Origin of the sequence: Anaerotignum sp., from assembly GCF_030625865.1 — a bacterium.
Classification (GTDB): Bacteria; Bacillota; Clostridia; order Lachnospirales; family Anaerotignaceae; genus Chakrabartyella.
On the sequence record NZ_DAOUQB010000047.1, the window covers coordinates 1 to 18217 of the forward strand.

At 40.3% G+C, this 18217-nt stretch carries 11 protein-coding genes and 1 pseudogene; 10 read left to right on the plus strand and 2 right to left on the minus strand.

Features of this window, described 5'->3' with window-relative positions; genetic code table 11:
* From P9Q65_RS11465 to lepA, 8 genes are all read left to right on the plus strand, one after another.
* On the plus strand, nt 1–1559 hold a 1559-nt coding region (locus P9Q65_RS11465), incomplete at its 5' end, for a RelA/SpoT family protein (protein WP_304509562.1).
* A gap of 15 nt (nt 1560–1574) precedes the next feature.
* Nucleotides 1575–2027 carry a D-aminoacyl-tRNA deacylase gene (gene dtd / locus P9Q65_RS11470; protein ID WP_304509563.1) on the plus strand — a complete coding sequence of 151 codons (453 nt, stop codon included), beginning with the start codon at nt 1575–1577 and terminating at the stop codon, nt 2025–2027.
* 15 nt (nt 2028–2042) lie between these two features.
* On the plus strand, nt 2043–3491 hold the full coding sequence (gene hemZ, locus P9Q65_RS11475; protein ID WP_304509564.1) for a coproporphyrinogen dehydrogenase HemZ: 1449 nt from the start codon (nt 2043–2045) through the stop codon (nt 3489–3491).
* The gene (gene hisS, locus P9Q65_RS11480; protein WP_304509565.1) at nt 3488–4735 is read left to right on the plus strand and encodes a histidine--tRNA ligase; all 1248 of its coding nucleotides are present in this window, start codon (nt 3488–3490) and stop codon (nt 4733–4735) included. The genes hemZ and hisS overlap by 4 nt, the downstream gene beginning before the upstream one ends.
* Before the next feature lie 657 nt (nt 4736–5392).
* On the plus strand, nt 5393–6763 hold the full coding sequence (gene trkA / locus P9Q65_RS11485; protein ID WP_304509566.1) for a Trk system potassium transporter TrkA: 1371 nt from the start codon (nt 5393–5395) through the stop codon (nt 6761–6763).
* 2 nt (nt 6764–6765) lie between these two features.
* Nucleotides 6766–8217 (plus strand): TrkH family potassium uptake protein, encoded by a 1452-nt coding sequence (locus P9Q65_RS11490; protein ID WP_304509567.1) that lies wholly within the window; start codon nt 6766–6768, stop codon nt 8215–8217.
* A 404-nt stretch (nt 8218–8621) separates the two neighbouring features.
* Entirely contained in the window at nt 8622–8786 is a 165-nt protein-coding gene (locus P9Q65_RS11495) for a hypothetical protein (RefSeq protein WP_304509568.1), read from the plus strand.
* 204 nt (nt 8787–8990) lie between these two features.
* The gene (lepA, locus tag P9Q65_RS11500) at nt 8991–10802 is read left to right on the plus strand and encodes a translation elongation factor 4 (RefSeq protein ID WP_304509569.1); all 1812 of its coding nucleotides are present in this window, start codon (nt 8991–8993) and stop codon (nt 10800–10802) included.
* 154 nt (nt 10803–10956) lie between these two features.
* Here the strand turns inward: lepA and P9Q65_RS11505 are convergent, their stop codons facing one another.
* Together P9Q65_RS11505 and P9Q65_RS11510 are read right to left on the minus strand one after the other, a co-directional pair.
* The gene (locus tag P9Q65_RS11505; protein WP_304509570.1) at nt 10957–11841 is read right to left on the minus strand and encodes a DMT family transporter; all 885 of its coding nucleotides are present in this window, start codon (nt 11839–11841) and stop codon (nt 10957–10959) included.
* A gap of 40 nt (nt 11842–11881) precedes the next feature.
* Nucleotides 11882–12526, minus strand: a complete 645-nt coding sequence (locus tag P9Q65_RS11510; RefSeq protein ID WP_334307203.1) for an epoxyqueuosine reductase QueH — start codon at nt 12524–12526, stop codon at nt 11882–11884.
* Between the two features lie 728 nt (nt 12527–13254).
* Here P9Q65_RS11510 and rpoB point away from each other — a divergent pair.
* Nucleotides 13255–17169, plus strand: coding sequence for a DNA-directed RNA polymerase subunit beta (gene rpoB / locus P9Q65_RS11515; RefSeq protein ID WP_304509572.1), 3915 nt, complete (start codon nt 13255–13257; stop codon nt 17167–17169).
* Nucleotides 17170–17186: 17 nt separating this feature from the next.
* Nucleotides 17187–18217, plus strand: a pseudogene (locus P9Q65_RS11520) (DNA-directed RNA polymerase subunit beta'); the annotation flags it as partial.

The window sequence follows — 18217 nt, forward strand, 5'->3', positions numbered from 1 at the left end:
ATATAGAAATTGAAAAAATAGATATCAAAGCTGAAGTTGAGGGGCGACCAAAACACTTCTTTAGTATCTATAAAAAAATGGTTGGACAACAGAAAACCATTGATCAAATTTATGATTTATTTGCTGTTAGAGCTATCGTTGAATCTGTGAAAGATTGTTATGGTGTGTTAGGTGTTATACATGAAATGTATAAACCCATACCTGGCAGGTTTAAAGATTATATTGCTATGCCGAAGCCTAATATGTATCAATCTTTGCATAACACGTTGATTGGCCCTAACGGACAGCCTTTTGAAATTCAAATTCGTACCTGGGACATGCATCGTACCAGCGAATACGGCATTGCTGCCCATTGGAAATATAAAGAAGGTACAACCGGTGATTCTAGCGATAAAACAGAAGAAGAAAAGCTGGTATGGTTACGTCAGATTTTGGAATGGCAAAGAGATATGTCCGATAATAAGGAATATTTGGATACCATAAAGCTGGACTTAAATGTATTTACCACGCAGGTTTATGCTTTTACCCCTCAGGGAAGAGTGATTCAGCTGCCAAAGGACTCCACACCCATTGACTTTGCGTATATGATTCATTCTGCGGTGGGCAATAAGATGGTGGGAGCCAGAGTCAATAGCAGGATGGTGACCATTGACTATCATATTCAAAATGGGGATATTGTTGAAATCATGACCTCCCAAAATTCAAAAGGACCAAGCCGAGACTGGCTTACGTTAGTAAAAAGCTCTCAGGCAAGAACAAAAATCAAGCAGTGGTTTAAAAAGGAAGAAAAAGAAGAGAATATTCTTCGTGGGAAAGAAATGTTGGCCAGCGATATGAAGAAAAAGGGGTATGCGCCCAATGATCTTCTACGTCCTGAGTGGACAGAGCTGCTTTTGAATAAATATGATTTCAAAAATTGGGATTCCATTATGGCTGCCATCGGGTATGGCGGAATTAAGGAAGGCCAGGTCGTTAATCGACTGATAGATGAATATTTAAAAGAAAAACGAAAAACCCAGACTGCAGAGGAGATGCTGCAGGATTTTGAAAAAAAAGTTGATCAGAAACCCATTCCCAAGAAGAAAAAGAATAAAAGTGGGATTGTGGTTGAAGGCATAGGCGATGTGCCGGTACGTTTTTCAAAGTGTTGCAGCCCTGTGCCAGGAGATGAAATTATCGGTTTTGTTACAAGAGGCCGTGGCGTGACCATTCATCGAACAGACTGTATTAATATTTTGAACTTGGATGATGAAGAGCGGGGACGCCTAATTAATGCGGAATGGGATGCCCAGTATACCCATGGGGATGTTTTAAGTGCCGCCTACTTGGCGGAGATACGGGTCATTGCCAATGACAGAACGGGGCTTTTGTTCGAAATTAGCCGCCTTTTGGCAGATGAAGATGTGTCGGTAAAAGGGTTTAACATCCGTACAACCAAAGATTTGTTGGCAATTTTTAATATTACATTGGAAATCAGAACCAAAGATCAGTTGGTGCGAATTACAAAGCGGATCAAGGGTGTGAAGGATGTCATAGATATTGAACGTGTTTCGGGATAGAAATAGGAGGGGCTTATGCGCGCAGTATTACAAAGAGTGACAGAAGCGAGTGTTACGGTGGACGGTCAGGTGATTGGCGAAATCGGGAAGGGCATTATGGTGCTTTTCGGTATGCTGGGAACCGACGATGAAAAAACCATGGAATATATGCTAGACAAGGTTGTAAATCTCCGCATTTTTGAAGATGAAAACGGAAAAATGAATCTATCCTTGCTGGACATTCAAGGAGAATTGCTTATTGTTCCTAACTTTACGTTATATGGCGATGCAAGAAAGGGCAGAAGACCGGGATATTCCTCCGGTGCTGCGCCTGATGTTGCAGCAGGATTATTTGAGAGATTATGCGAAAAAGCAAAGAAAATGCCTGTTAAAAAAGTTGCCACAGGTCAGTTTCAGGCTGATATGAAAGTTGCCTTGGTAAACGATGGCCCTGTTACTTTGCTTTTGGACAGCGAAAAATTATTTTAGTAAAGGGATTTACAAATGATATATTATATTCTGCAAGGACATGAACTGCAAAATGATGTACAGACTATGATTCAGGTATTTTATCCCAATCTTCACTATAACCGCAGGGATGAGGTTGCCCCTTTGGGGGTGTCGGTTGTAAGTTGTATGGAAAAGGGCATTGCTTCGGCAATGCTTTATCGTGATGGGGAAAAAGTGTTGGAATGGTTCACAGAGTATCAGGATGGCATAGTCGAAAAAGAAGAAAAACGCTTAGTGAAATGGGCAATTTATGAGTTGTTAAAAGAAGAAACCGGATTGCGACCTCAATGGGGGTTGCTCACAGGAGTTCGACCTGCCAAGATTATCAGTGGGCTTTTGGCTGAGGGAAAGGATGAGGCATTTTGCCTTGCCTACCTAACAAAAGACTATTTGGTCATGGAGCATAAAGCAAAATTGGCCCTTGCTGTAGCCAAGGCAGAGCAAATGATTTTAGGGGAGAACAAGCCCGACGATATTAGCCTTTATATTGGGATTCCTTTTTGTCCTACTAGGTGCTTATACTGCTCCTTTACGTCCTATCCCTTAGCACAGTATAAAAATAGGGTGGATGAATATTTGGAAGCCATGTTTTTGGAGCTGGAGTATCTTGCGGCGTATGCCAAAGACTTTCATCTGAAGAATATTTACATCGGCGGTGGTACACCCACCTCATTGTCTGAACAGCAATTGAAACGGCTTTTGGACAAAGTGGCTATGCTTTTTGATACAAAAAATATGGAATACACCGTTGAGGCTGGGCGGCCTGATACCATTACCGAGGAGAAGCTGCGAATAATGAAGGAATATGGTGTAAACCGTATCTCCATCAATCCCCAGACCATGAATGAGGAAACCTTAGACCGTATCGGAAGAAGGCATTCCGTAGAAGATATTCGTCGTGTTTTTCATGAAGCGAGAGCTGTAGGGCATGAAAATATCAATATGGATTTGATTTTGGGGCTCCCGGGAGAGAAACCGCAGGATGTGGAGAACACCATGCAGGAAATCATGGCTTTGGCTCCGGATAATATTACGGTTCATACCCTTGCGGTGAAACGTGCCTCCCGTTTGAAAGAGGAATTTGACCAGCATACGTTGTCAACGGCGGAGTCCTTGGAGAAAATGCTTGGGATAGCGGCGGAATATGCCTGGAAAATGGGTATGGAGCCTTATTATATGTACCGCCAGAAAAATATGGTGGGTAATTTTGAAAACGTAGGATATTGTCATCCTGGAAAAGAAGGAAAATATAACGTTCAAATCATGGAAGAAAAGCAGACCGTTTTGGCGGCGGGAGCAGGAGCTAGTACAAAAGTTGTAGATCCGGTTACGGATAAAATAGAGCGCATTTTTAATGTTAAGAGTGTTGAGGATTATATTACAAGGATCGAAGAAATGATTGAACGTAAGAAAAAAGGACTACCTAAAGGAGGATGGAAATGATTCAGTTGGTGAAAGGGACAAAAGATATTTTTGGGGCAGAGGTAACCGTTTGGCAAGAGGTTGAGAAAAAGATGAGAAATATTTGTCATACTTTTGGCATTGGCGAAATCAGAACGCCCATAATTGAATTTACAGAGCTTTTTGTCCGCGGTGTTGGAGAAACAACGGATATTGTGCAAAAAGAAATGTATACCTTTACGGATGATGGTGACAGGTCTTTAACGTTACGCCCCGAAGGGACAGCAGGGGTTGCCCGTGCGTATATTGAACATGGTATGCACAATCAAGCACAGCCAACGAAGCTCTACTACATTTCCCCTACCTTCCGCTGTGAAAACACCCAGGCCGGGCGTCAGCGTCAGTTTCACCAATTTGGGGTGGAAATGCTGGGTTCCTATAGTGCTGCACAGGATGCAGAGTCCATTTCCGTAGCGGCGGCTTTATTGGAAGAAATGGGGATTCAGGGTGTTGAACTACGCATGAATAGCTTAGGGTGTCCTGAATGCCGCAGTCGTTACAATAAAACCTTGCAAGATTTTATTGGACAAAACTTGGACAAGCTTTGCCCAACCTGCAAAGAACGCTTTGAGAAGAACCCCTTAAGAGTTTTGGATTGTAAAGAAGAAGGCTGCAAGGCGATTATAGCAAATGCACCTTCTGTATTAGACTGTTTAGATGAGGAGTGTACCCAGCACTTCCAAAAAGTGCAGGATATCTTGACTGAAATGGGCATTGCCTTTACCATAGACCCCAAAATTGTGCGAGGGTTAGACTACTATACCAGAACAGTATTTGAGTTTATTTCCGATGGGCTGACCGTTTGCGGCGGTGGACGTTATGATAACTTAATTGAGGAATGTGGAGGAAAGCCAACGGGTGCTGTAGGGTTTGGGCTGGGAATCGAACGTCTGGTTATGATTTTGGAAAAGCAGAAAGGAAAGATTGCCGAAACACCCCAAAGAGATGTATTTATCGGCTCTATGGGAGAAAAAGGTTTCCTGAAAGCCCAGGGATTGGCTTTAACTTTGAGAAAGACGGGAATTTCTGCGGACTGTGATACAGTAGAACGAAGCGTGAAAGCCCAAATGAAGTATGCAAATAAAATTGGTGCAAAATATGCTGTTGTCATCGGTGACAGTGAATTGGAAAACGGCACGGTGGAATTGAAAGAAATGGAAACGGGAGAAAAAACCGTGGTTTCCCTTTCGGATGTACCTCATGTTTTAAAAGAAAAGTGTAAGTAAATTGTTAAAAAGGCGGCTTTTTTTGCCTCGTATCAATAAGGATGTTTTCAGTTTTTAAGATTTGCCGTAGGATTTTAGGTCCTACGGCTTTTCTCTTTTCTAAGCTTGCTTTTATTTGGGCAATGCTTATCAGATTTCTACTCAAAAAAGGTCATATAGATGAAGATACTGATTTACTTGATTGGTTTACACAATCATTACATTTGAATGGCAAAAGACATAAAAAGTTACTTGAAAATGGAGTATCTTCATTAGCGGATAAACTGTTTATGAAAGAATTTGATTCCTATGAAACAATAAAAACAATTTCGTTTGATTTACAACAGAATTAGACTTTTGACCTGAACTTTCACTAAAATAAAAAAGGAGATATGTAGTCTGTAAAGACAATGTATCTCCTTTTTGAAATCACCATTAATAAATAGAGTTTATTTACAATTCATTGGCAGTTGTTTGGCTGTATGCGAAACAATTATGATTCGTAAATATCCTTATTGGAGGATTGCATATAAAAAGGGGGCTTTTATATATTACAGGACTTGGAATACTTATTTATTTGAATTGCCTTGTATTCGGATAGGTGAAATGTTAGAATAGAAAATAATTAGTGGGATAAAATGCTGTATTTTGGGAGATTCAGACTTAGGAGGGAATGGATTGAAAATCGTAATTGTGGGGGATGGCAAGGTGGGTAGTACAATTGCCAACCAGCTTTCCTTAGAAGGACATGATGTAATTGTAATAGATAGGAATCCCTCTGTCTTGACAAATGCAGGTAATACCATGGATATTTTTTGCATTGAAGGTAATGGTGCAACAGCGTATGTTTTAAGAGATGCAGGGGTGAAGAATGCAGATATTCTAATTGCAGTAACTTCTGCGGATGAGGTAAATATGCTTTGCTGTTTATTGGGTAAAAAGTTAGGGGCAAAGAATACCATTGCCCGCGTACGAAATCCCGAATATTTTGCACAAATGAACCTGATTAAGGATGAACTGGGGTTGAGCATGGCAGTAAATCCTGAATTGGCAGCTGCAACGGAAATTTCCCGCCTGCTTCGGTTTCCTTCGGCAATTAAAATAGAACCTTTTGCTAGGGGAAGAGTTGAGTTGGTAGAATTAAAAATACCGGCTCATAGCCCCCTAAATGGCATGCCGCTATGGGCAATTTATAAGGAGTTTCAAGTAAAGATACTAATTTGCGCGGTGCAACGGGAGGACGAGGTGGTTATCCCCAGCGGAGACTTCGTATTAAAATCGGGGGATAAAATCAATATTACGGCCTCTCATTTAGAAATCGCAAGGTTCTTCCGTGCTATTGGAATTTTTCGCAGCAGTGTAAAATCAGTGATGATTATTGGTGGTGGTAGGATTGCCTATTATTTGGCAAAAGAATTAAACGCCATTCATGTAAAAGTTAAAATTATTGAAAGAGATTTAAAGCGGTGTGAATATCTTTGTGAGGTTTTGCCGGATTCTGTTATTATTCACGGAGATGGCACAGACAAAGAGTTGTTACACGAAGAAGGTTTGGAAAAAACAGATGCATTTGTTACCTTGACGGGTATGGATGAAGAGAATATTATTACAGCATTGTATGCCAAAGAAAAAAAGGTTTCAAAAGTGATTGCAAAAATCAACAAAATTTCTTTCCACGAAATTTTGGACAATCTGAATATTGATAGTTTTATTTCACCCAAAACCATAGCGGCGCAAAACATTGTACGTTATGTTCGAGCTATGAAAAATTCTGAAAGAAGTAACAATGTTGTTACGCTGCATACCTTGATAAATGATCAGGTAGAGGCAGTGGAGTTTCAGGTGAAGGAGGATTCGCCTATTGTTGGCATTCCCCTAAAAGACTACAATAGAAAAGACGGACTTATCGTTGCCGCAATTATTCGAGGAACCCAAATCATTATCCCCAGCGGGAAGGATGCAATTGAGAAGGGCGATAATGTCGTTATTGTTACTACGAAAAAACATCTGACAGATATAAATGAGATTCAAGAATATTATGGAGAATAATTATGAATTATCATATGATGGCCTATATACTGGGCAACATCCTGCGGGTTGAAGGTTTATTTTTATTTTTTCCTGGTTTGATTGCTTTGTTTTATGGGGAAAGAAAGGCACTTTTTGCTTTTGGCCTTACCATTTTTATCGCAATGGTTGTTGGCAGTATCCTTTCAAAAGCTGAGCCCAAGAACAGGAGAATATATGGACGTGAGGGATTTATCATTGTTGCTCTTGCGTGGATTATTATGTCGTTTTTTGGCGCAATGCCGTTTTACTTTAGCGGAGCAATTCAGGGAGCTGTAAATTGCTTCTTCGAAACAGTATCAGGATTTACAACAACAGGGGCCTCTATACTTACGGAAATAGAAGGCTTGCCTATGAGTATTTTATTTTGGAGAAGTTTTACCCACTGGATCGGGGGCATGGGCATTTTAGTATTTATGTTGGCCATTATGCCTACAGTGGACGAACGGTCCATGCATTTAATGCGTGCGGAAGCACCGGGACCTGTGGTAAGCAAACTGGTACCCACGGTGAAATCAACAGCAAAGCTTTTATATAAAATGTATGTTATATTGACAGTACTGGAGATAGTGTTGCTGTTTTTTGGCGGTATGCCCTTATTTGACAGCATTGTAAATACATTTTCCACAGCTGGAACAGGCGGATTTGCCATAAAAAATGCAAGTATTGCGGCATATGAAAATTCTTATTACGAGTATGTTATTACTATTTTTATGTTCTTGTTCAGTGTGAATTTTAATTTATATTATTTGCTTTTCATCAAGGATGTTAAGAATATCTTTAAAAATGAAGAACTAAGATATTATTTCTTTATTATCCTAGGTGCCATAGGAATGATTACTATCAATATTTTAAGCCTATATCCTACTTTTGAGAGTGCTTTTCGCCATGCAGCTTTTCAAGTTTTGGCAATTATCAGTACAACGGGTTTTGCCACAGCAAACTTTGATGTCTGGCCGGAGCTGTCTAAAACGGTCTTGGTTATTTTGATGATTATTGGTGCATGTGGCGGGTCAACCGGTGGGGGCATTAAGGTTTCACGTTTGATTATATTGCTTAAAATGGCGGGACGAGAAATACGACGAATTGTTCATCCAAGATCTGTAAATATTATAAAACTGGACGGTCATAAGGTGGATGAAGAAGTAGTTCATGGTGTAGCGGGTTTTATTATTGTATATCTTTTTTTAATACTTGGGTCATTCCTTTTGATTTCGATCAATAATTATGATTTTACTACTTCATTATCCTCGGTATTGACTTGTCTGGGAAATGTTGGACCAGGATTGGCTAAGGTTGGACCAATCGAGAATTACAGTTTTTACTCGGATTTCTCTAAATTGGTGTTATGTTTTGATATGTTGTTAGGAAGATTGGAAATTTTCCCGATTATTATGATATTTTCTCCTTCTGTTTGGAAAAGAAGCTACATGTAAATAATATTGGTGAAAAGAAAAAACAGCCTATCAGGCTGTTTTTTCTTTTCTAGGGGAGAGTACTTATCTTCTATTAACAATCGCTTTAAATTTCAATAGTTTGGGAAGGGACCCGTAGCCCCTCGGGGAAGAAGCCACGGGAAGAAGTAAAAGGGGGCGTCCTTTTGACTTCTCCTAGAGTGTACAATATAAATGTGTATAATTTATGAATGCAAGCTTAAGCGACGCTTAAGATATTCTAAAAAAATATAAAGAAAATCCTTATAAATTGTTTTCCTCCATGGGAAATATATGAAAGTATGGTTGTTTCTAGGGGTTTATGTTATACTGATGGACGAGTGGAACGTACAAAATAAGAGAGGAAGATTATAATGCACGACGGGAAAGAAAACAAGAAAGCACCAATGAAAACGGAATTTTTCTTTCAAATAGGGATTATTGTTTTTGTATTATTAGGTGTGGTATTCAAACAAGCCTCTTGGCTGTTTTGGATATTGGGAATCCTCTGTGCTGTATGTTGGGTTATTTTTGTTGAACGAAGAAAAAGAAAAGAAGAAAAAGAGAAATAGCATTTCTAATAAAATTGGAACTGCGTTATTGAAAGCCCGAAATTCTTTGACTTAACAGCATTTTTTATGATATAATCGGTAGGATTTTAGCGGAGAATATAGATATTTTTGCCTCAATTATGAACAGATTTGAGGTGCAAAGCTGGATTTTTCCATGGAGAGTTTGTTCTCCGTAAGTAAATAAAAATTTTAGGAGGGAACTACATGTCCGACAGACAAAAAAAAATTCGAAATTTTTGTATTGTGGCACATATTGATCACGGCAAATCTACTTTGGCGGACAGATTGATTCAGAAAACAGGCTTGCTTACAGATAGAGAAATGCAAGAGCAGGTTTTGGATAATATGGATTTAGAAAGAGAGAGGGGCATCACCATTAAATCTCAGGCGGTGCGTCTTATTTATCGTGGAAAAGACGGCGAAGAATATGAGTATAACTTAATTGATACGCCGGGGCACGTTGACTTTAACTATGAAGTTTCCAGAAGTTTAGCGGCTTGCGAGGGAGCTATATTAATTGTGGATGCTGCCCAAGGTATTGAAGCCCAAACCCTTGCCAACGTTTATCTGGCTTTGGATAATAATTTGGAAATTTTCCCTGTTATCAATAAAATTGATTTACCCAGTGCAAACCCTGCGTGGGCAAAGCAGGAAATTGAAGACATTATTGGGATTCCTGCCATGGATGCCCCTGAAATTTCTGCGAAGAACGGGATTAACATTGAAGAGGTTTTGGAACGTGTTATTACTGATATTCCTGCACCAAAAGGCGATCCCGATGCACCGTTAAAAGCTTTGGTTTTTGACTCCGTTTATGATCAATATCGTGGTGTCATTGTTTTAATGCGTGTATTCGACGGTTCTGTACGCAAGGGTAGCAAGGTTCGAATGATGGCAACAGGCAAGGAATTTGATGTGATTGAGGTTGGTATTTTTGGTCCGGGACGATTTATCCCTACGGATGAATTAAACGCTGGTATGGTAGGATATTTTACGGCAAGTATTAAAAATGTTGCAGATACCCGCGTAGGTGATACGGTTACGGATGCCCTTCATCCTACTGCTGAGGTGTTGCCGGGATATAAAAAGGTGAATCCTATGGTTTATTGCGGTATTTTCCCTGTGGATGGGGCGAAATATCCTGATTTAAGGGATGCGTTAGAAAAATTGCAGTTAAACGATGCGGCGCTCTTTTTTGAACCCGAAACTTCTGTGGCTTTGGGCTTTGGTTTCCGTTGTGGTTTCTTGGGGCTATTGCATTTGGAAATTGTTCAAGAAAGACTGGAAAGAGAATATAATTTGGATTTGGTAACAACGGCGCCCAGTGTTATTTATAAGGTATACCTGACAGATGGAACGAGTTTTGACTTATCCAACCCAAGCAACATGCCTGACCCTGCGCGTATTACCAAAATGGAGGAGCCAATTGTAAAGGCGGAAATTATGCTTCCTAAGGATTACATTGGTGCCATTATGGAGCTTTGCCAGCAAAGACGTGGGGAATATATCAGCATGGAATATTTGGATGATAGCAGGGCAGTGTTAACCTATGAGATGCCTTTGAATGAAATAATTTATGATTTCTTTGATGTTTTGAAGTCCAGAAGCCGTGGCTATGCTTCCTTTGATTATTCTTTAATCGGCTATAAGGAAAGTGAATTGGTTAAGTTGGATATTTTAGTCAACAGAGAAGCGGTGGATGCCCTGTCTTTTATCGTGCATAAGGATTCTTCTATAGAAAGAGGCAGAAAGATGTGCGAAAAACTGAAGAAGGAAATCCCCAGACATCAGTTTGAAATTCCTATTCAGGCGGCAATCGGCAGCAAAATTATTGCAAGAGAGACCATTAGCGCACTGCGTAAAGATGTTTTGGCAAAATGCTATGGCGGAGATATTTCTCGAAAAAAGAAGCTGCTTGAGAAACAAAAAGAAGGCAAGAAACGTATGCGCCAGATTGGTAGTGTAGAAGTGCCTCAACAGGCGTTTATGAGTGTATTAAAGTTGGAAGAAGAATAAGAGTTAATTGAGGTAAAGTTTACATTTACCTTGGGCAGCTCTAGTAAAAAGAAAGCTCATTATGGGTTCTTTGCTTTGGATGTGTTTGAGTACATTTGATACAAAGAAAACATGATGAGCTAATTTTTTTTTGTTCGGTTGGTTTTATAATGTGCTATTTTGTAACAGATTCTGTTTTTTTATGAAAATGACCGTTTACATAAAAGAACATGGCTACCGCTGTGCAGCAGATAATAAAATATCCAAGCCAACTATAATGGTCAGGTATTTGTCCGAAAACGAAGAAGCCCAATAATGCAGCAAAGGGAATTTGAGAATAATCAAAAACTGAGATTTCCCTTGCCGGTGCGTAGCAATAAGCGGCGGTTATCCCAAATTGTCCCCCTGTAGCGGCAAGGCCAGCCAAAAGTAAGGCCATTACTTGATTAAAATTCATGGGGATGAATTGAAAAATCAAAAAGGGCAATGTTACCACACAGGAAAAGGCAGAGAAAAAGAAAACGATGATGGAGCCTTGCACTCCCCGTTGTCCCATTGCCCGTACAAAAGTGTAAGCGGCTCCTGCGCAGATACCTCCCATCAGACCAATTAAAGCAGGGAAAAGATCCATATTCAGACTTGTGGGTTTTACTACGAAAAGGACGCCAATGAAGGCCGCAATGATGGAAGACAACTGAAATAGGTTGATTTTTTCTTTTAAAATTAGTATGCCGAATAGAACGGCGAAAAAAGGCGACATTTTATTTAACAGTGATGCGTCGGAAAGCACCAGATGATCCACCGCATAAAAATTAGAAACAATGCCAATGGTCCCGAAGATGGAACGATAGAGCAAATATTTTATTGATTCCTTATCTAAAGACAGGTTGGGCTTTTCCTTCAGCAAAATGATAAAAGCAAAAATCACTGCCACGATGTTTCGAAAAAAACTTTTTTGTATTGGGGGTAAATCTCCTGATAGACGGACAAAGAGGTTCATCAGGGCGAAAGAAAAAGAGGACAAGATGATACACAAAATGCCCTTTTGGCGGTTATTCATAATAAAAATCCTTTCTAAATTTCATTTGCAGGACATTGTCCTAGATTTCATTTGTTTGGCTACGTTGTTCTGCTTCCTTTTTTGAATAAGGGCATCCGCAATAATTTTGGCGATAAAGTTGGTAAGTCTCTGAAAGTTGGCAGGAACGACGGAAGCCATTACGTTTTTTAAAGTCGGAAAACAAATATGGTATATTATATTCCACAGCCAGCTGTTTGCCAATGTGATTGATTGCTTGGGCATCCTTGTGGGGGCTTATGGTCAAGGTAGTTGTAAAGTAATCAAAGCCTCTCTTTTTTGCTTCTTCTGCTGTTTTGCGAAGGCGCAAAAGATAGCAGGCTTTGCACCTTGGGCCGCCTTCCGGTTCTGTTTCATGGCCTTTTGCCAAAGAAAAAAAAGCGTCAGTATCGTATTCGCCTAACAGGAAAGAAACGGGGGAGGCAAGGGGCATTTGTTCAATTAATTTTTGCTGCTCCTTTGCCCGAAATACAAACTCCTCTTGGGGAGAAATGTTGGGGTTATAGTAGAAAACGGTAATATGGAAGTAGGTAGAAAGATATTCCAACACATAGGAAGAGCATGGTGCGCAACAGCTATGAAGCAATAGCTTCGGCCGCTCTTTGGATAATTCCAATTGTTTTAAAGTTTTGTCCAGTATAAGCTGATAATTTTCTTTATTCAATATAAACACCTCTCCAGAGAGTGTAGCAACAATTTTATGTAAATGAAAGAGAATGAGGTACAAAAATGTATTTGTACTAAAAAAAGTACAATAATTTTTTACAAAAATACAGAAATTTTCATTTAAGAATAAAAAAAATACCACTGAAATTCATGAACGTATTGACTGAAAAATTATGCAAATTGAAAAAATGACATTTTTAGACCAGAAAATAGAGGGGTTTGAAAGGATAATTAAGCTGGAACTTTTTATTTAAGTAAGTTTAAAGAAAAAATCAAGAAAAAGCCTATAAAAAAAGGCTTGACAGCAAGCCTTGTTAATGGTAAAATATTTCACACATTGGCGAATATAGACAATATCCCAACTTAAAAGCAGTATAGCACAATGGAAAATAAAGTTCAACAGGATTTTTGAAACTGATTGATTTTTCGTTGAATTTGCCTACTTTGTTAGATATTATGAACTGTTTTTGCGTTGTCTGGAGGTTGTTTTTGTTCAATTTATATGAGGGTGTGAAGTCATTTGGCACGATACCCAACAGTAAAGATTAGAATTTCTTGAGGAAAGAGGCTTTTGTCATGGCCGCTGATCAAAGGCGGTGCAGGCAAAGGTCTAGCTTTGTTTAGGTAATTCTAAATTTTTTGTGCTTAGACAAGGGAAGTTCCCTTTTTCGCTTACTTTGTGGAAGCGGTGGTCATGTCGGTGCAATCATTATTTCGAGAGGTGACAAGATGGAAAAAAACAGAATTCATGCACTCCATTTCGGTGACAAAACCAGAAAAAGCTATTCTAGAATCAATGAGGTTTTAGAAATGCCCAACCTGATTGAAGTGCAGAAAAACAGCTACCAGTGGTTTTTAAACGAGGGGCTGAAGGAAGTATTTGAGGATGTCTCCCCCATTACAGACTTTAGCGGGAACCTTGTACTGGAATTCATTGATTTTTCTTTGGATTCCGAACCCAAATTCTCCATTGAAGAATGTAAAGAAAGGGATGCAACTTTTGCAGCTGCTTTAAAAGTGAAAGCCAGACTTTACAACAGAGAAATGGATGAATTAAAAGAACAGGAAATCTTTATGGGCGATTTCCCTTTGATGACCGAAACCGGTACCTTTATTATTAACGGTGCGGAACGTGTTATCGTTAGCCAGCTTGTTCGTTCTCCCGGCATCTACTATGCTTCTGATTTTGATAAGGTTGGTAAGAAGTTAATGTCTGCCACGGTTATCCCCAATAGAGGTGCGTGGCTGGAATATGAAACGGATTCCAATGATGTTTTTTATGTTCGTGTGGATCGTACCAGAAAGGTACCTGTTTCAGTCCTAATTCGTGCTATGGGCCTTGGAACAGATGCAGAAATTCTTGAAATGTTTGGGGAAGAGCCAAAAATCTTGGCTACATTGGAAAAAGATATTTCCAAGAGCCATGAAGAAGGCTTGATTGAAATTTATAAAAAGCTGCGTCCCGGTGAGCCACCTACTGTGGAAAGCTCCAAATCTTTATTGGATGGAATGTTCTTTGATCCTAAGCGTTATGATTTAGCAAAGGTTGGCCGCTATAAATTTAATAAAAAGCTTGCCCTTAAGAACCGTATCCGTGGTGCAAAGCTTGCAGAAAACGCGGTTGACCCTATGACAGGTGAGGTTGTTGCGGAAGCAGGAACAATACTGACCATGGAAATGTGTGAAGAAATTCAAAACACAGGCGTTCCTTGCGTTTATATTGAAGTGGAAGACAGAATCCTGAAGGTTTTAAGCAATCAGGCAGTAGCTATTGATGGTTATATTGAAGAATTCGGTTTAAAAGCGGAAGATCTTGGCGTTAGAGAAATGGTTTACTATCCTTTATTGGTACGGATTTTGGAAGAGTACCAAAGTGCAGAGGAAGTTGCCGCTGCCATTAAGGAAAATATTCATGAATTGATTCCCAAGCATATTACTTTGGAAGATATTTTTGCTTCCATTAATTATGTGTTGCATTTGGATTATGCATACGGCAATGTGGATGACATTGACCATTTGGGTAACAGACGTATTCGTTCCGTTGGTGAATTGTTGCAGAATCAGTTCCGTATTGGTCTTTCCAGAATGGAAAGAGTGGTAAGGGAAAGAATGACAACCCAGGATTTGGCCGTTGTTACACCTCAGGCACTGGTAAATGTTCGTCCTGTAACAGCTGCAATCAAAGAATTCTTCGGAAGCTCTCAGTTGTCTCAGTTCATGGATCAGAACAATCCTCTTTCTGAGTTGACACATAAGCGTCGTTTATCTGCTTTGGGACCCGGCGGTTTGTCAAGAGAAAGAGCGGGCTTCGAAGTTCGAGACGTTCACCATTCCCATTACGGCAGAATGTGTCCTATTGAAACGCCTGAAGGCCCTAACATTGGTTTGATTAATACCCTTGCTACCTTTGCGAGAATCAATGAATATGGTTTCATTGAAGCACCGTACAGAAAGGTAGACCATAGCGGAGAAGAACCAAAGGTTACAGAGGACTTTATCTATGTAACTGCGGATGAAGAAGAAAATTACAACGTTGCCCAGGCAAACGAACCCCTGGATGAAGTGGGACACTTTGTGCATAAAAAAGTAACGGGTAGACATAAAGAAGACATTATTGAGGTTGACAGAAGTCAAATTCACCTGATGGACGTTTCCCCTAAGCAGATGGTTTCTGTTGCTACGGCGTTGATTCCTTTCTTGGAAAACGATGATGCGAACCGTGCTTTGATGGGTTCTAACATGCAGCGTCAGGCGGTGCCTTTGATGGTAACGGATTCCCCCATTGTTGGTACGGGTATGGAATACAAAACCGCAAAGGATTCCGGAATTTGTGTCATTGCAAAGAATGACGGTATTGTGGAAAGAATCTCGGCGGATGAAATCGTTGTGCGCAATGATGCATCCCAAAGAGATCGATATAAAATGGTAAAATATCAAAGAAGTAACCAAAGCACCTGTTTGAATCAGAAGCCAATTGTAAATGTAGGTGATAGGGTAGAAGCAGGCCAAATCATTGCTGATGGTGCTTCCACTTGTGATGGAGAACTGGCTTTGGGGAAAAACCCTCTCATCGGATTTATGACATGGGAAGGTTACAACTACGAGGATGCTGTTTTACTCAGTGAGAGACTGGTGCAGGAAGATGTTTATACTTCCGTTCATATCAGTGAGTTTGAAGCAGATGCCAGAGATACCAAACTGGGACCTGAAGAAATTACAAGAGATATCCCCAATGTGGGTGATGATGCATTAAAGGATTTGGATGAAAGAGGTATTGTTCGTATCGGTGCGGAAGTGCGCCCCAACGATATTTTGGTTGGTAAAGTGACACCTAAGGGTGAAACAGAACTGACAGCAGAAGAAAGGCTGCTTCGTGCCATCTTTGGTGAAAAAGCGAGAGAAGTTAGAGACACTTCTTTGCGTGTACCTCACGGTGAAACAGGTATTATTGTTGACGTTAAGATCTTTACAAGAGAAAACGGTGACGATGTAGGCCCTGGTGTAAATCAGCTGGTACGTGTTTATATTGCCCAGAAGAGAAAAATCTCCGTTGGTGATAAGATGGCTGGACGTCACGGTAATAAGGGTGTTGTTTCCCGTGTATTACCTGTGGAAGATATGCCTTTCCTGCCAAACGGAAGACCTTTGGACATTGTATTGAATCCTTTGGGTATTCCTTCCCGTATGAATATCGGTCAGGTACTGGAAACCCACCTTTCCTTGGCGGCAAAAGCCTTGGGCTGGAAAATCAGCACCCCCGTATTTGACGGTGCAAACGAAATTGATATCATGGATACCTTGGAGATGGCTAACGATTATGTAAATTTAAGCTGGGAAGATTTCTCCGCAAGATGGAAGCCTTTATTGCAAGGCGATATCCTTGACGAGTTATATGCAAATAGGGAACATAGAGAAGAATGGAGAGGCGTTGCTCTTTCCAGAGACGGTAAAGTTTCCTTGCGTGATGGTCGTACAGGTGAGTTCTTCGACAATCGTGTAACAATCGGCTTTATGCACTACTTGAAACTCCACCACTTGGTTGATGATAAGATTCATGCCCGTTCCACAGGCCCGTACTCCTTAGTAACTCAGCAGCCTTTGGGTGGTAAGGCACAGTTCGGCGGTCAGCGTTTTGGTGAAATGGAAGTTTGGGCACTGGAGGCATACGGTGCGGCTTATACGTTGCAGGAAATTCTAACTGTGAAATCCGATGATATTGTTGGTCGTGTTAAGACTTACGAATCTATTGTTAAGGGTGAAAATATTCCTGAACCCGGCGTGCCTGAATCTTTCAAGGTATTGCTCAAGGAATTACAGTCTTTGGCATTGGATATTCGTGTGTTGCGTGAAGACCAAACAGAAGTTGAGATTAAAGAATCCATTGAAGATGTGGATGACTTGAACGTAAACATTGATGGTTTTGAAGCTGAAGAGCAGGATTATCGTCGTGCAAGACCTATGACCGCTGAAGAAGAGTTGGTTGATTTCCTCTTTGATGGCGAAGAAGGTGTTGAGGGTGAGCAAGTTGCTGAGGGTGATGAAAGTGCTGAGGGCGATGAAAGTGCTGAAGAAGAAGGCAATGATACCCTTGACGATGATCTTGAAGAGGATCTGCTGGATGACGATTTCGTGGATGAGGAATAAGGAAGGAGAACAAGACCATGAACACACAAAAAATAGAACAGGGAATTGTTTTTGATTCCATTAAGATTGGTTTGGCGTCTCCTGAAAAAATTCGTGAATGGTCAAGAGGCGAGGTTAAAAAACCTGAAACAATTAACTACAGAACATTAAAGCCAGAAAAAGACGGTCTTTTCTGCGAAAGAATTTTTGGACCAACAAAAGACTGGGAATGCCACTGTGGTAAATATAAAAGAATTCGTTACAAAGGTGTTATCTGTGATCGTTGTGGCGTTGAAGTGACAAAGGCAAAGGTAAGACGTGAAAGAATGGGTCATATTGAGTTGGCGGCACCCGTTTCCCATATCTGGTATTTCAAGGGAATTCCTTCCAGAATGGGTCTGATTCTTTCCATGAGCCCCAGGGCTTTAGAGAAGGTATTGTATTTTGCATCTTATATTGTCCTTGATGCAGGAAATACCGAATTGCAGTATAAGCAGTTGTTGAGTGAAAGAGAATACAGAGAAGCTTATGATAAATTCGGTAACGGTTTTGAGGCTGCCATGGGTGCGGAAGCAATTAAGCAGCTGTTATCCGATATTGATTTAGAAAAAGAAGCGGCAGAGTTGAAGGCACAGCTGGAAGATACTTCCGGTCAGAAGAGAGTGCGTATTATCAAGAAGCTTGAGGTAATTGAAAGCTTTAGAATTTCCGGAAATAAACCGGAATGGATGATTTTGGATGTTGTTCCTGTCATTCCTCCCGATATTCGTCCTATGGTTCAGCTGGATGGCGGTCGTTTTGCAACAAGTGATTTAAATGATTTGTACAGACGTGTGATCAACAGAAATAACCGTTTGAAAAGATTATTGGATTTAGGTGCTCCTGATATTATCGTTAGAAATGAAAAGAGAATGTTGCAGGAAGCTGTAGATGCTTTGATTGATAACGGCAGACGTGGCAGACCTGTAACAGGCCCCGGTAATCGTGCGCTGAAATCCCTTTCCGATATGTTAAAGGGTAAGCAGGGTCGTTTCCGTCAGAACCTTTTGGGAAAACGTGTTGACTACTC

Coding starts and splice junctions, on each gene's coding strand:
- hemZ (WP_304509564.1), top strand. CDS start 2,043: ATGATATATTATATTCTGCAAGGACATGAACTGCAAAATGATGTACAG.
- dtd (WP_304509563.1), top strand. CDS start 1,575: ATGCGCGCAGTATTACAAAGAGTGACAGAAGCGAGTGTTACGGTGGAC.
- P9Q65_RS11490 (WP_304509567.1), top strand. CDS start 6,766: ATGAATTATCATATGATGGCCTATATACTGGGCAACATCCTGCGGGTT.
- P9Q65_RS11505 (WP_304509570.1), bottom strand. CDS start 11,841: ATGAATAACCGCCAAAAGGGCATTTTGTGTATCATCTTGTCCTCTTTT.
- hisS (WP_304509565.1), top strand. CDS start 3,488: ATGATTCAGTTGGTGAAAGGGACAAAAGATATTTTTGGGGCAGAGGTA.
- lepA (WP_304509569.1), top strand. CDS start 8,991: ATGTCCGACAGACAAAAAAAAATTCGAAATTTTTGTATTGTGGCACAT.
- P9Q65_RS11495 (WP_304509568.1), top strand. CDS start 8,622: ATGAAAACGGAATTTTTCTTTCAAATAGGGATTATTGTTTTTGTATTA.
- rpoB (WP_304509572.1), top strand. CDS start 13,255: ATGGAAAAAAACAGAATTCATGCACTCCATTTCGGTGACAAAACCAGA.